At 54.3% G+C, this 13,892-nt stretch carries 12 protein-coding genes; 6 read left to right on the top strand and 6 right to left on the bottom strand.

Annotated elements, in window-relative coordinates:
• Nucleotides 1–11: 11 nt before the first annotated feature.
• The 3 genes from AC07P6_RS14355 to pntA form a co-directional block, all read right to left on the bottom strand.
• Nucleotides 12–200 (bottom strand): YdiH family protein, encoded by a 189-nt coding sequence (locus tag AC07P6_RS14355; RefSeq protein WP_110274029.1) that lies wholly within the window; start codon nucleotides 198–200, stop codon nucleotides 12–14.
• A gap of 149 nt (nucleotides 201–349) precedes the next feature.
• Nucleotides 350–1,738: a Re/Si-specific NAD(P)(+) transhydrogenase subunit beta gene (gene pntB, locus AC07P6_RS14350; RefSeq protein ID WP_112214364.1), complete on the bottom strand. Its 1,389-nt coding sequence runs from the start codon at nucleotides 1,736–1,738 to the stop codon at nucleotides 350–352.
• A 10-nt stretch (nucleotides 1,739–1,748) separates the two neighbouring features.
• Nucleotides 1,749–3,278: a Re/Si-specific NAD(P)(+) transhydrogenase subunit alpha gene (gene pntA / locus AC07P6_RS14345; protein WP_181486410.1), complete on the bottom strand. Its 1,530-nt coding sequence runs from the start codon at nucleotides 3,276–3,278 to the stop codon at nucleotides 1,749–1,751.
• Nucleotides 3,279–3,799: 521 nt separating this feature from the next.
• On the opposite strand from pntA, the gene ydgH reads away from it, so the two are divergent.
• The 3 genes from ydgH (at nucleotide 3,800) to folM (ending at nucleotide 7,074) form a co-directional block, all read left to right on the top strand.
• A complete protein-coding gene (gene ydgH, locus AC07P6_RS14340) occupies nucleotides 3,800–4,750 on the top strand; it encodes a DUF1471 family protein YdgH (protein WP_434663428.1) in 951 nt (316 codons plus the stop codon).
• A 179-nt stretch (nucleotides 4,751–4,929) separates the two neighbouring features.
• Nucleotides 4,930–6,312 (top strand): amino acid permease, encoded by a 1,383-nt coding sequence (locus AC07P6_RS14335; RefSeq protein WP_182239139.1) that lies wholly within the window; start codon nucleotides 4,930–4,932, stop codon nucleotides 6,310–6,312.
• 36 nt (nucleotides 6,313–6,348) lie between these two features.
• On the top strand, nucleotides 6,349–7,074 hold the full coding sequence (gene folM / locus AC07P6_RS14330) for a dihydromonapterin reductase (RefSeq protein ID WP_478316741.1): 726 nt from the start codon (nucleotides 6,349–6,351) through the stop codon (nucleotides 7,072–7,074).
• Here folM and AC07P6_RS14325 read toward each other — a convergent pair.
• Nucleotides 7,071–7,406, bottom strand: a complete 336-nt coding sequence (locus AC07P6_RS14325; RefSeq protein ID WP_004119621.1) for a GlpM family protein — start codon at nucleotides 7,404–7,406, stop codon at nucleotides 7,071–7,073. The two genes, folM and AC07P6_RS14325, sit on opposite strands and share 4 nt — an antisense overlap.
• A gap of 127 nt (nucleotides 7,407–7,533) precedes the next feature.
• Between AC07P6_RS14325 and rstA the strand changes: the two genes are divergently transcribed.
• The 3 genes from rstA (at nucleotide 7,534) to tus (ending at nucleotide 10,575) form a co-directional block, all read left to right on the top strand.
• Entirely contained in the window at nucleotides 7,534–8,250 is a 717-nt protein-coding gene (gene rstA / locus AC07P6_RS14320; protein ID WP_478316739.1) for a two-component system response regulator RstA, read from the top strand.
• A 15-nt stretch (nucleotides 8,251–8,265) separates the two neighbouring features.
• Entirely contained in the window at nucleotides 8,266–9,567 is a 1,302-nt protein-coding gene (gene rstB / locus AC07P6_RS14315) for a two-component system sensor histidine kinase RstB (RefSeq protein ID WP_182239145.1), read from the top strand.
• A gap of 75 nt (nucleotides 9,568–9,642) precedes the next feature.
• Nucleotides 9,643–10,575, top strand: a complete 933-nt coding sequence (tus, locus tag AC07P6_RS14310) for a DNA replication terminus site-binding protein (RefSeq protein WP_478316737.1) — start codon at nucleotides 9,643–9,645, stop codon at nucleotides 10,573–10,575.
• On the opposite strand, the gene fumC is transcribed toward tus, so the two are convergent.
• Both fumC and fumA read right to left on the bottom strand, forming a co-directional pair.
• A complete protein-coding gene (gene fumC, locus AC07P6_RS14305) occupies nucleotides 10,565–11,965 on the bottom strand; it encodes a class II fumarate hydratase (RefSeq protein WP_478316735.1) in 1,401 nt (466 codons plus the stop codon). The two genes, tus and fumC, sit on opposite strands and share 11 nt — an antisense overlap.
• A gap of 142 nt (nucleotides 11,966–12,107) precedes the next feature.
• A complete protein-coding gene (fumA, locus tag AC07P6_RS14300; protein ID WP_434663411.1) occupies nucleotides 12,108–13,754 on the bottom strand; it encodes a class I fumarate hydratase FumA in 1,647 nt (548 codons plus the stop codon).
• Between the last annotated feature and the right edge of the window lie 138 nt (nucleotides 13,755–13,892).

The following is a 13,892-nucleotide window of genomic DNA, read 5'->3' as shown; positions in this document are numbered from 1 at the left end:
GTAACGAAACGTTAGTGGATACCTAAACGCCAGGCGTGATCGATCTCTTCTTTAAGCTCCATGGATGAGAGCGCCATTAAGTCGGCAAACTCCAGCTCCAGCAGTTTTAGCTTTTTCAGATACTGCGCAGGGGTTAAAACGGTAGGGTCACGACGCAGAAATTCGATGGCCAATTGCGTGGGGGTTAACTCGGTATCCATAATATCCTCAGTTTGGTGGGAAAACGAACTGAGTATAACACTGCGGACTGACTATTTTATGAGCAATTAATGGCTTCATCATGCATATGAAAAAGCCGTCTCAGAAGAGACGGCTTAAGAAGTAAACGTTTTAAATTAAACGCTTTACATTACAAAGATTTGAGAATTGCATCGACGCTGGCTTTGGCATCGCCAAACAGCATGTGGGTGTTTTCTTTAAAGAATAGCGGGTTCTGTACGCCAGCGTAGCCGGTGTTCATCGAACGTTTAAAGACAATCACATTCTGCGCTTTCCACACTTCCAGCACCGGCATTCCGGCGATCGGGCTGTTTGGATCGTCCAGCGCGGCCGGGTTAACGGTGTCGTTCGCACCGATAACCAGCACGGTGTCGGTATCGGAGAAGTCATCATTGATTTCATCCATCTCCAGCACCACGTCGTAAGGCACTTTCGCTTCAGCCAGCAGCACGTTCATGTGACCAGGCAAACGCCCGGCTACCGGGTGAATACCAAAGCGCACTTTGATCCCGCGCGCGCGCAGTCTCTCAGTGATTTCCGCTACCGGATACTGTGCCTGTGCTACCGCCATGCCGTAGCCTGGGGTGATGATCACCGAGTGCGACTCTTTCAGCATCTCTGCCGTTTCTTCAGCACTGATTTCGCGATGTTCGCCCACTTCTTCATCACCGCTGGCAGCCGTACCATCGGTACCGAAACCACCTGCGATCACGCTGAAGAACGAACGGTTCATCGCCTTACACATGATGTAAGACAGAATCGCACCGGAAGAACCGACCAGCGCACCGGTCACAATCAGCAGGTCGTTGCTGAGCATAAAGCCCGCCGCCGCTGCCGCCCAACCGGAGTAGGAGTTCAGCATTGAAACCACGACCGGCATATCTGCACCGCCGATAGAGGCCACCAGGTGCCAGCCAAATGCCAGCGCGATAACGGTCATCACCAGCAGACACAGAACCTGCATGCCTACGCTGTCGGTACGAACAAACACCACCAGCAGCAGGAAAGAAACCACCAGCGCCGCCAGGTTCAGCTTGTGGCGATTCGGCAGCATCAGCGGCTTGGAGGACATCTTGCCGCACAGCTTGCCAAACGCGACAACGGAACCGGTAAAGGTCACCGCACCGATGAAGATGCCGAGGAACACTTCGGTCAGATGAATATTGACCAGAATCTGTTCCATGCCGGTTTCATGCTGCAGGTAGCTGTTAAAGCCTACCAGCACCGCCGCCAGACCTACGAAGCTGTGCAGAATCGCCACCAGCTCCGGCATTTCGGTCATTTCAACTTTCTTCGCCAGACGAATACCAATGGCGCCACCGATAACCATCGCCAGCAGGATCCACGCGACGTTGCTGCTGTCCGGCCCCAAAATGGTCGCCACCAGCGCAATCGCCATCCCGGCAACACCGTAGTAGTTGCCCTGCTGAGAGGTTTCGTGTTTAGACAGCCCTGCCAGGCTAAAAATAAACAGGATCGCGGCAACAATGTATGCAGCTGTAACTAATCCACCAGACATTTGTTACCCCTTATCCTTTGCGGAACATTTTCAGCATGCGCTGAGTGACGGTGAAACCACCAAAAATATTAATGCTGGCGATCAGCACCGCGATAAAGCTCAGGAAGCTAACCCAGCCGCCGTGGCCTATCTGTAGTAATGCTCCGACGACGATGATGCCTGAAATAGCATTTGTCACCGACATCAGCGGCGTGTGCAGCGCATGAGAAACGTTCCACACGACGTAGTAACCCACCACGCAGGAGAGAGCAAAAACGGTAAAGTGGCCGAGGAACTCTTTCGGCGCCACGCTTGCCAGCCAGCCAAACAGGATAATCGCCAGCGCCATCAGCGCATACTTGCGCCACGGTGAGCTCGGTTTCGCCTCAGCTTTTGGTGCTTCAACCTTCTTCGCTGCCGCCTGCGGTTGAGCAGAAACCTGAATGGGCGGTGCGGGCCAGGTGACTTCACCCTCGCGAACCACGGTAACGCCGCGGATAACGACATCATCAAAATCGATAACGACATTGCCGTCTTTCTCTTTGCATAGCAGTTTAAGCAGGTTGACGAGGTTGGTGCCGTACAGCTGTGAGGACTGAGTTGGTAAACGGCCCGGCAGGTCGGTATAGCCGATGATCTTTACGCCGTTAGCGGTCGTTACCACTTGACCCGATACGGTGTATTCACAGTTACCGCCGTTTTGCGACGCCAAATCGACCACCACGCTGCCAGGTTTCATGGAGTCAACCATTTCGCGGGTAATCAGCTTCGGTGCGGGTTTGCCCGGAATCAGCGCAGTGGTCACGATGATATCAACGTCTTTCGCCTGGGCGGCAAACAACGCCATCTCAGCTTTGATAAAGGCTTCAGACATAACTTTGGCATAGCCATCGCCGCTGCCCGCTTCCTCTTTAAAATCCAGCTCCAGGAACTCGGCGCCCATACTCTGCACCTGTTCTTTGACTTCCGGACGGGTATCGAACGCGCGGACGATCGCGCCGAGGCTGTTCGCAGCACCAATGGCTGCCAGGCCCGCAACCCCTGCCCCGATAACCATCACCTTGGCGGGAGGAACTTTACCGGCTGCGGTGATCTGCCCGGTAAAGAAGCGACCAAACTGGTGAGCGGCTTCGACAATCGCACGATAACCGGCGATGTTAGCCATTGAACTTAACGCATCCAGCGACTGGGCGCGGGAAATACGCGGCACCGAGTCCATTGCCATCACGTTAATGTTACGCGCCGCCAGTTTTTCCATCAGCTGCGGGTTTTGCGCAGGCCAGATGAAACTGATCAGCGTCGTGCCGGGGTTAAGCAGCTGGATCTCATCGTCATCCGGCGCGTTAACTTTCAGAATGACATCTGACTGCCACACGTCATTACCGCTAACAATCTCTGCCCCGGCCTCGACAAAAGCCTCGTCGTCGAAACTGGCCAGTTTACCGGCGCCGCTTTCTACCGCGACGTTAAACCCGAGTTTCAGCAGTTGCTCCACCGTTTTCGGCGTGGCGGCTGCCCGGGTTTCCTGGGCTAGTCTCTCTTTTGGTACACCAATACGCATAGTTTTCCCTTCCATCGGTTTTTGATGATGGTTTACTTTTCTCACAAACGACCGTCCGGTGGCGAAAGAAAGCGCAACCTGACATATGTCTGAAAAAATGAAACAGTAACAAACTTTTTATAACCTACTGAAAATACCGATTGTGATCTACAGCGATAAAACAGAAATTTTGATTTTATTGGTAAAACTCACGGCTAACCGTGTCAGGCAGCAATATTTACCTCATTTTTACGCCAACACCTGATAATTCGCCTGGATGATGGGTTAATTCGCCATTTATTACCATCCGGAACATCACATTAACATTACGTTAACTTATGAAAGTGATATGGATTATCGATTTTGCTGGTCAAGCGGCTGTTTTTTCCACATATCGAAAAATGTTATATTTCTGCACTATACGTTTCGGGCGACAACTGAAAATTGACGCAGACAGTCACTTACGATAAATGCAATAATCAAACGTTTTCAGTCAACAACAATACCAGTACATGGTTTGCGCAAGGCAAAGGATTATTTTTATGAAGCTTAAGAACTCACTCCTGGCGTCTGCTCTTCTGGCTACGACCGCGTTGTCTGCGCATGCAGCGACCGAGCTGACTCCAGAGCAGGCGGCAGCGCTGAAGCCCTACGACCGCGTAGTGGTCACAGGCCGTTTTAACGCCATCGGCGACGCGGTGCAGGCCGTTTCCCGTAAAGCGGACAAAGAAGGCGCAGCTTCCTTTTATGTTGTCGACACGTCTGATTTCGGCAGCGGCGGCAATTTGCGCGTAACGGCAGATTTCTATAAAGAAAACGCCCCGCAGGCCGACGCGCCAAAAAATCGCATTATCAACGGCGTCATGGAATTGCCTAAAGACCAGGCCGTTGAGCTGGAACCGTTTGATACCGTCACCGTCCAGGGCTTCTACCGCAGCCAGCCGGAAGTCAACGACGCGATCACCAAAGCGGCGAAAGCCAAAGGCGCAGCCTCATTCTTTATCGTGCGCCAGGTTGATGCTAACCAGGGCGGCAACCAGCGTATTACTGCTTACATCTACAAAGCTGATGCCAAAAAACGCGTTCTGCAAAGCGCAGATGCCATTCCTGCAGATTCAGAAGCCGGTCGCGCAGCGCTGGCTGAAGGCGGCGACGCAGCCAAAAAAGTTGAAATTCCAGGCGTTGCTACCACCGCCGCCGTGGGTTCAGGTACCGGGGTAGGTCGCTTCTTTGAAACGCAATCCTCTAAAGGTGGGCGTTACACTGTCACGCTGCCGGATGGCACTAAAGTTGAAGAAGTGAACAAAATCACCGCCGCACAGATGGTTCCTTATGACAGCATCAAGTTCACCGGCAACTACGGTAACATGACTGAAATCTCTTACCAGACGGCAAAACGCGCAGCGAAGAAAGGCGCGAAGTACTATCACATCACCCGTCAGTGGCAGGAACGTGGTGGCAACATCACCATCAGCGCCGACCTGTACAAATAACAGTTCCCCGACTGAACAAAAAGGCGACGCTTTGTCGCCTTTTTGCTTTTTTTCATTTCTCTCCATTGCATGCATACAAAACACTCCGTAAAATCCCGCGCCTTAGCGCAATCCTCCATTTTTATGCGATTTCGCAAAATAAATATTCTTAGCTTTATGGTTATCACCTCGGGAATGCAATGGATAAGAAACTGGGCCTTAGCGCCCTGACCGCGTTGGTACTCAGCTCGATGCTGGGTGCAGGTGTATTCAGTTTGCCGCAGAACATGGCGGCCGTCGCCAGCCCTTCCGCTCTGCTTATCGGCTGGGCGATTACTGGTGTGGGAATTCTGTTTCTCGCCTTCGCCATGCTGCTGCTGACCCGAATTCGCCCCGAACTCGACGGTGGCATTTTTACCTACGCCCGCGAAGGTTTTGGTGAGCTGATTGGCTTCTGTTCTGCATGGGGCTACTGGCTGTGCGCGGTTATCGCTAATGTTTCCTACCTGGTTATCGTTTTCTCCGCCCTAAGCTTCTTTACCGATACCCCAGAACTGCGCCTGTTTGGCGATGGCAACACCTGGCAGTCAATCGTGGGGGCATCCGTACTGCTGTGGGTGGTGCATTTCCTCGTTCTGCGCGGGGTGCAGACGGCAGCGGGTATCAACCTGGCCGCAACGCTCGCTAAGCTATTGCCGCTGGGCGCGTTTGTCGCGTTGGCCGCCATCGCGTTTCGCCTGGAGACTTTCCGCCTCGATTTTAGCGGCCTGGCGCTAGGCGTACCGGTGTGGGAGCAGGTGAAAAACACCATGCTGATCACCTTGTGGGTGTTCATCGGCGTTGAAGGCGCGGTAGTGGTTTCCGCCCGCGCTCGCAATAAACAGGACGTAGGACGCGCCACGCTGCTGGCGGTGCTGTCGGCACTGGCAGTGTATTTGCTGGTGACGCTGCTCTCTTTGGGCGTGGTTCCGCGCGCTGAACTGGCGGAAATTCGTAATCCCTCGATGGCCGGGTTGATGGTCAAAATGATGGGGTCATGGGGCGAGATTGTTATCGCCGCAGGGCTGATTATCTCAGTTTGCGGGGCGTATCTGAGCTGGACAATTATGGCAGCGGAAGTCCCATTTCTGGCGGCAACGCATAAAGCGTTCCCGCGCCTCTTCGCGCGACAGAATAAAAATAACGCACCGTCGGCTTCGTTGTGGCTCACCAATATCAGCGTGCAGGTTTCACTGGTGTTGATCTGGCTCACCGGGTCGGATTACAACACGCTACTGACTATCGCTTCCGAGATGATTCTGGTCCCCTATTTTCTCGTTGGCGCGTTTCTGCTGAAGATTGCGGTCCGCCCACTGCATAAGGCTGTAGGTGTCGGAGCCTGCATTTATGGCTTATGGTTATTATATGCGTCCGGCCCTGTGCATTTGCTGATGTCGGTGATACTTTACGCCCCGGGTCTTCTGGTTTTCCTGTATGCCCGTCGTACACACCAGCACGATCGCTCGCTCAAACGCCGTGAATTGGCATTAATTGGTTTTTTGCTGGTTGCCGCCGTACCGGCAACGTGGATGCTGGTGGGGTAAGCGGTTGCCCTGCCGCTGAACTCAAAGGAGATACCCATGGCTGAAATCCAGCCTCGCCCGATTCTGATAACAGGCGGAGGTCGTCGTATTGGCCTCGCCCTGGCCCACCATTTTTTGACACAACAACAGCCCGTTATCATCAGCTACCGCACGTACTATCCGGCTATCGACGCTCTGCGTGAAGCCGGGGCTATCTGTTTGCATGCGGATTTCAGCACCGACGAAAGCATTCTGGCTTTCGCTGAAGAGGTGAAAGCGCACGCCAGCAGCGGTCTGCGAGCCATCATTCATAACGCCAGCGGCTGGATGGCGGAAAAGCCGGGAATTGCGTTAACCACGGTGCTTGCCAGCATGATGCAAATTCACGTCAACGCGCCCTACCTGCTTAACCATGCGCTGGAATGCCTGCTGAGCGGTCACGGCCATGCTGCCAGCGATATTATTCACATCACTGATTACGTCGTGGAACGCGGCAGCGATAAACATATTGCCTACGCCGCCAGTAAGGCCGCGCTGGATAACATGAGCCGCTCGTTTGCTCGCAAGCTGGCCCCGGAAATTAAAGTCAACGCCATTGCCCCATCGCTTATCCTGTTTAATGAAGGCGACGATGCAGAGTACCGTCGACAGGCGCTGGACAAATCGCTGATGAAAATTGCCCCAGGCGAAAAAGAGATTATCGACCTTATAGAATATCTATTCAGTAGTAGCTATGTGACTGGCCGCTCATTCGCCGTCGACGGCGGCCGTCATCTGCGTTAGTGGAAGCGGCTCCAGCCGATAATTAACAGCCACGCGCAAAGACTCCAGCACACGACAGCGCCTGCCAGAGCAAACGGCAGGCGCATCACCCCGGTGAAATACCACAGCGAAAGCAGATAGATAAAGTACGGAATGATTGACCACATGCCGAACACAATGGTAGTCCGCAGCGCTTCAATGCCCCGTTCGCTGGCGACGATATAGTGTGCAATCAGCGCGAAGGTAGGAAAGAGTGGAATTAACCCGGCGATATAGTAATTTTTCGTTTTGGACAGTACGCCGATCAGGACAACCACCAGCGCCCCGAGCAGCGCTTTAATCAACAACCCCATTCCTTTTGCCTTAACATTTAAACAACAAGTACCCGCAGCATAACGGAAGAACATTTGTTTATAAAAGAGTAATGGCAGGTAAATTAATCGCAGTGTATGTTAGCCCTTTTACATATACACATAAAATATGAATAAAATCGTTTATGTTGAGGATGAGCCGGAAGTTGGTGCCCTCATCGCCGCTTATCTGGGAAAACACGATATGGATGTCATCGTGGAGCCGCGTGGAGACCGGGCGGAAGAAGTCATCGCTCGAGAAAAGCCGGATCTGGTGCTGCTGGATATCATGCTACCGGGTAAAGACGGCATGACGCTGTGCCGGGATTTACGCGGCAAGTGGCAGGGCCCAATCGTGCTGCTGACCTCTCTTGACAGCGATATGAACCATATTTTATCGCTCGAAATGGGTGCCAGCGATTATATTCTGAAAACCACTCCACCCGCCGTACTGTTGGCTCGTTTGCGCCTGCATCTGCGTCAGCATATCACCACACCAGCAGGCGGAGCGCCCTCCTCGCTCACGCCGCATAAAGCCATCACATTTGGGTCCCTGAGCATTGACCCGGTCAATCGCCAGGTGATGTTGAGCGGCGAAAGCATCGCGCTGTCCACGGCAGACTTCGATCTACTGTGGGAGCTGGCAACCCATGCTGGACAAATTATGGACCGCGACGCTCTGCTGAAAAACCTGCGCGGCGTGACCTACGACGGAATGGACCGCAGCGTTGATGTTGCTATCTCACGGTTGCGCAAAAAGCTTCTCGATAACGCGACAGAACCATATCGCATCAAGACGGTGCGCAATAAAGGCTATCTGTTCGCCCCGCACGCCTGGGATAATTAATTTACGGGTCTGGCTATGAAGAAACTGTTTGTGCAGTTTTACCTGCTGCTGTTCGTCTGTTTCCTGGTGATGACCATGATGGTCGGTCTGGTGTATAAATTCACCGCCGAGCGCGCAGGCCGTCAGTCGCTGGACGACCTGATGAAAAGCTCGCTGTATCTGATGCGCAGCGAGCTGCGGGAGATCCCACCTCGCGACTGGAGCAAAACCCTCAAAGAACTGGACCTGAATCTTTCCTTCGACCTGCATATCGAACCGATCAGCAAATTTAAGCTCTCGGAAAATTCGATGCAGCATCTGCGCGCCGGGGATATTGTCGCCCTCGATGACCAGTACACTTTTATCCAGCGAATTCCGCGCAGTCACTATGTCCTTTCTGTTGGCCCGGTGCCCTATCTCTATTTTCTGCACGAGATGCGGCTACTGGATATCGCGCTGATGGCTTTTATCGCTATCTCGCTGGCCTTCCCGGTATTTATCTGGATGCGCCCCCACTGGCAGGACATGCTACGTATCGAAACCGCAGCCCAGCGCTTTGGTGAAGGACATCTGACCGAGCGGATTCATTTTGACAGCATGTCCAGCTTTGAGCGTCTGGGCGTGGCGTTTAACCAGATGGCCGATAACATCAATGCGCTCATTGCCAGCAAGAAACAACTGATTGACGGTATCGCTCATGAACTGCGCACACCGCTGGTTCGTCTGCGCTATCGCCTGGAGATGAGCGAGAATCTGACTGAAGCGGAATCGCTGGCGCTAAACCGCGATATTGGTCAACTGGAAGCCTTAATTGAGGAGCTGTTGACCTACGCCCGTCTTGACCGCCCGCAAAACGAACTGAAGCTCACCACCCCCAACTTCCCGGCGTGGATCAGCGCTCACATTGAAGACATTCAGATGGTTAACCCACAGCGCGAGGTGGCGTTAAGCAAGGTCATCCCCGGAAATTATGGCGCGCTGGATATGCGCCTGATGGAACGCGTGCTGGATAATCTGGTCAACAATGCCCTGCGCTACAGTCACCAACGGATTCAAGTGAGCCTAACGCTAGAAGGCTCGCGTGCGACGTTGTGGGTAGAAGACGATGGTCCGGGAATTGCGCCTGATGAACGGGAGCGGGTTTTTGAGCCGTTTGTCCGCCTCGACCCCAGCCGAGACCGCGCCACCGGCGGCTGCGGTCTCGGCCTGGCTATCGTGCACAGTATCGCCCAGGCGATGGCCGGAGAGGTTCATTGCGACGCCAGTCCATTGGGCGGAGCAAGTTTCTGTTTTAGCTGGCCTATCTACCACCAGTTGCCTGATTTTACCTCTACCTGATTAGCCCTTGCGCAGATGCCGAGGCCTGCGTATAGTTCAAAAAACATCTAGTATGTTGTAACTAAGGTGGAAAATATGGCTAGCTATGACCTTGTTGACCGTTTGAACGACACCTTTCGTCAGTTGGAGCGAGAACTCCTGGCGTTGCGGCAGTCCCTGAGTGCTTGCCGCCTGCTGGCTGCCCGGGTATTTGAGCTACCGCCGGTGAGCAAAGATGCCGAACACCAGCCGCTGGACGCGATCAAAGTGGTTCAGCATACCGGCAAAACTGCGCTGGAGATGGCGCTCAGCCACTATAGCCACCTGTTTATCCAGCAGCAGTCGGAAAGTCGCAGCAGTAAGGCTGCCGTGCGCTTGCCAGGGGCGATTTGCCTGCAGACTGATATCAACGAGCAGGCCGAATTATTGCGCCAAATCGCCCATATCAACGCCCTCAAAGCGACCTTCGAGAAGATTGTCACCATTGATTCCGGACTCCCCAGCGCCGCGCGCTTCGAGTGGGTCCATCGCCATCTTCCGGGCCTGATTACCCTCAGCGCCTACCGCACGCTGACGCCGTTGCGTGACCCGAGCACCATCCGTTTCGGCTGGGCAAATAAGCATGTAATTAAAAACCTGACCCGCGATCAGGTGCTGGTGCAACTGGAGAAAAGCCTGCAATCACCGCGCGCGGTTCCGCCGTGGACTCGCGAACAGTGGCAAAGCAAGCTGGAACGGGAGTATCAGGATATTGCCGCCCTGCCGCAGCGGGCAAAGCTTAAGATCAAACGGCCGGTGAAAGTGCAGCCCATCGCCCGGGTCTGGTATGCCGGGGAGCAAAAGCAGGTGCAATACGCCTGCCCCGGGCCACTGATTACGCTGATATCCGGCACCAAAGGCGTGAGCGTGCCGGACCTGGGGGAGTTGCTGAACTATGATGCCGATAACGTGCAGTACCGCTATAAACCGCAGGCACAGTCGCTCAGGTTATTGATCCCGAGGCTGCACCTGTGGCTGGCTAGCGAGTAGCCATGCTGCCGACCATCTCTTCCGGGCGCACCCAGCTATCGAACTCAGCTTCCGTCAGGTAGCCGAGCGCCAGCGCGGAAGCTTTCAGGGTGAGCCCCTCTTTATGCGCTTTTTTAGCGATTTCCGCCGCCTTGTCATAGCCGATATGCGTGTTGAGCGCTGTCACCAGCATCAGCGACTCATTGAGTAACTGGCTGATGCGCTCGCGCTCAGGCTCGATCCCTACCGCACAGTGTTCGTTAAAGCTCTCTATGCCGTCGGCCAGCAGGCGTACGGATTGCAGGAAGTTATGGACAACCATCGGGCGATAAACGTTAAGCTCGAAGTTACCCGACGCGCCGCCGATATTCACCGCCACATCGTTACCCATCACCTGACAGCACATCATGGTCAGGGCTTCACACTGGGTCGGGTTGACCTTACCTGGCATAATCGACGATCCCGGTTCATTTTCCGGGATGGAGATTTCCCCAATCCCGCAGCGAGGACCGGATGCCAGCCAACGCACATCGTTGGCGATTTTCATCAGCGAGGCGGCCAGACCTTTTAGCGCCCCATGAGCATGCACCAGCGCATCAACGGTCGCCAGCGCTTCAAATTTATTCGGCGCGGTAACAAACGGTTGACCGCTGATGCTCGCCAGTTCCGCCGCGACCCGCACCGCATATTCCGGATGCGTGTTCAGTCCAGTTCCGACCGCCGTCCCGCCCAGCGCCAGTTCCGCCAGATGCGGCAGGCCATAGTCGATGTGTTTGAGGCTGTGTTCAAGCATCGCCACCCAACCTGAAATCTCCTGGCCGAGGGTCAGCGGCGTGGCGTCCTGTAGATGAGTACGGCCAATTTTGACAATATCGTTGAAGGCAACGGATTTATCGTGGAGGGTCTTTTTCAGCACATTAAGCTGTGGGATCAGCTTTACGCGTAAGGCAATAACCGCCGCCACGTGCATCGCCGTCGGGAAAACGTCGTTGGAACTTTGGCTTTTATTGACGTCATCGTTAGGGTGGACTTTACGCTCCATCCCCCGCACGCCGCCGAGCAGTTCACTGGCACGGTTAGCCAGCACCTCGTTCATATTCATATTACTCTGGGTGCCAGAACCCGTTTGCCAGATGGCCAGCGGAAACTCGTCGGGATGCTTGCCCGCCAGCACTTCATCAGCGGCCCGAATAATGGCATCAGCTTTCTCTGCCGCCAACAGGCCGAGGTCGTGGTTCACTTTCGCCGCCGCGCGCTTGGTCAGCGCCAGCGCATAGACAAGCTCGCCCGGCATTTTTTCCGTCGAAATGCGGAAATGTTCCAGCGAGCGCTGGGTTTGCGCGCCCCATAGTTTATCTGCGGGCACGTCAATGGCGCCCATCGAGTCTTTTTCACTGCGATGCGTTGTCATTACTTTCTCCTTGAATTCAAAGTGTGTAATAGCGACAAAGCTCACTTGCTTAAAACATTAAGTATGGGTCAGATTTATAAGTTGTTTTGGTGGTTCGTGCCGCTAAGCGGCATAAAAAAACCGCCCCTGAGGGCGGCTGAGATCATTTCACACAGCGGGTGCATTGCGAACTCTGGATCTGCTGGAAGAAGTCATTGCCTTTGTCATCCACCAGGATAAACGCCGGGAAGTCTTCCACTTCAATTTTCCAGATAGCTTCCATCCCCAGTTCCGGGTAGGCCACGCACTCCAGGCTGCGGATGCTCTGCTGCGCCAGCACCGCCGCCGGGCCGCCGATGCTGCCGAGATAGAACCCACCGTGCTTGTGACAGGCATCGGTGACTTGCTGGCTACGGTTGCCTTTCGCCAGCATGATCTTACTCGCACCGTGCGCTTGCAGCAGGTCAACGTAAGAGTCCATACGGCCTGCGGTGGTTGGGCCGAGGGAGCCGGAAGCATAACCGTCCGGCGTTTTCGCCGGTCCCGCATAGTAAATCGGGTGATCTTTCACGTACTGCGGCAGCTCATCGCCGTTATCGATAATCTCTTTCAACTTCGCGTGGGCGATATCGCGCGCCACGATAATGGTGCCGCTCAGCGACAGGCGGGTCGACACCGGATACTGCGACAGCAGTGCCAGAATATCGCTCATCGGCTGGTTCAGGTTGACCTTAACCGCTTCGCCCTCACCGGCCTGGCGCAGATGCTCGGGAATAAATTTCCCTGGATTGCTCTCCAGTTTCTCCAGCCAGATCCCCTCGCGGTTGATCTTCGCTTTGATATTGCGATCCGCCGAGCAGGAAACACCCATACCCACAGGGCAGGATGCACCGTGACGCGGCAGACGTACAACGCGAATATCGTGAGCGAAGTATTTACCGCCGAACTGCGCGCCGAGGCCGAGGTTCTGCGCTTCCAGCAGCAACTCTTGCTCCAGTTGAATATCGCGGAAAGCCTGACCGTGCTCGTTGCCCTCAGTCGGCAAACCATCGTAGTACTTGGTTGAGGCCAGCTTTACGGTTTTCAGCGTAGATTCCGCCGAGGTGCCACCAATGACAAAGGCAATATGGTACGGCGGGCAGGCAGCGGTTCCCAGGGTACGCATCTTCTCGACGAGATAGTTTTTCAACTTCGCCGGGGTGATCAGCGCCTTGGTTTCCTGATACAGATAGGTTTTGTTCGCCGAGCCGCCGCCTTTAGCAATGCAGAGGAATTTATACTCCTCGCCATCGGTGGCGTAGAGGTCAATTTGCGCAGGCAGGTTAGTGCCGGTGTTCACTTCTTTATACATATCCAGCGCGGCGTTCTGCGAATAACGCAGGTTATCCTGGATATAAGTGTTATAGACCCCCTGCGCCAGCGCCGCTTCATCGCCGCCGCCGGTCCACACGCGTTGACCTTTTTTGCCGGTGATAATCGCGGTGCCGGTATCCTGGCAGGTCGGCAGCACGCCTTTAGCGGCGATGTCCGAGTTGCGCAGGAACTGTAGCGCCACGTATTTATCATTTTCGCTGGCTTCAGGGTCGTTGAGGATATCGGCGACCTGCTGCTGATGAGCCGGGCGAAGCATAAAGGAGGCGTCGTGGAAAGCGTGTTGTGCCAGTAGCGTTAGCGCCTGAGGTTCAACTTTCAGGACTTCCTGGCCGGCGAATTCGGCGACGGAGACGTAATCACTGCTGAGGAGGTAGTACTCGGTATCGTCCTTTTTCAGTGGAAAAGGATCCTGATATACAAACGGTTTATTCGACATTGTGCTCTCACTTACTGCTTGGCTGATTATATTTCAGGCAGACACTCCATTTGCCCGTAGAAAAGCGAGTCGATCGATTTTACACAATTTCTTAACAAAAACTGAGACCAGGACGACTTTTTCTTCGCGCCGGTTGCT

Source organism: Klebsiella sp. GFKo11 (genome assembly GCF_056490265.1).
This window is presented reverse-complemented; position numbering and strand designations above follow the sequence as displayed.

Bases quoted from the DNA above. Each gene is read 5' to 3' on its own strand.
- fumC (WP_478316735.1), bottom strand. From the start codon at position 11,965: ATGACAACGCATCGCAGTGAAAAAGACTCGATGGGCGCCATTGACGTG.
- fumA (WP_434663411.1), bottom strand. From the start codon at position 13,754: ATGTCGAATAAACCGTTTGTATATCAGGATCCTTTTCCACTGAAAAAG.
- ydgH (WP_434663428.1), top strand. From the start codon at position 3,800: ATGAAGCTTAAGAACTCACTCCTGGCGTCTGCTCTTCTGGCTACGACC.
- folM (WP_478316741.1), top strand. From the start codon at position 6,349: ATGGCTGAAATCCAGCCTCGCCCGATTCTGATAACAGGCGGAGGTCGT.
- rstB (WP_182239145.1), top strand. From the start codon at position 8,266: ATGAAGAAACTGTTTGTGCAGTTTTACCTGCTGCTGTTCGTCTGTTTC.
- AC07P6_RS14335 (WP_182239139.1), top strand. From the start codon at position 4,930: ATGGATAAGAAACTGGGCCTTAGCGCCCTGACCGCGTTGGTACTCAGC.
- AC07P6_RS14325 (WP_004119621.1), bottom strand. From the start codon at position 7,406: ATGGGGTTGTTGATTAAAGCGCTGCTCGGGGCGCTGGTGGTTGTCCTG.
- pntB (WP_112214364.1), bottom strand. From the start codon at position 1,738: ATGTCTGGTGGATTAGTTACAGCTGCATACATTGTTGCCGCGATCCTG.
- AC07P6_RS14355 (WP_110274029.1), bottom strand. From the start codon at position 200: ATGGATACCGAGTTAACCCCCACGCAATTGGCCATCGAATTTCTGCGT.
- pntA (WP_181486410.1), bottom strand. From the start codon at position 3,278: ATGCGTATTGGTGTACCAAAAGAGAGACTAGCCCAGGAAACCCGGGCA.
- rstA (WP_478316739.1), top strand. From the start codon at position 7,534: ATGAATAAAATCGTTTATGTTGAGGATGAGCCGGAAGTTGGTGCCCTC.
- tus (WP_478316737.1), top strand. From the start codon at position 9,643: ATGGCTAGCTATGACCTTGTTGACCGTTTGAACGACACCTTTCGTCAG.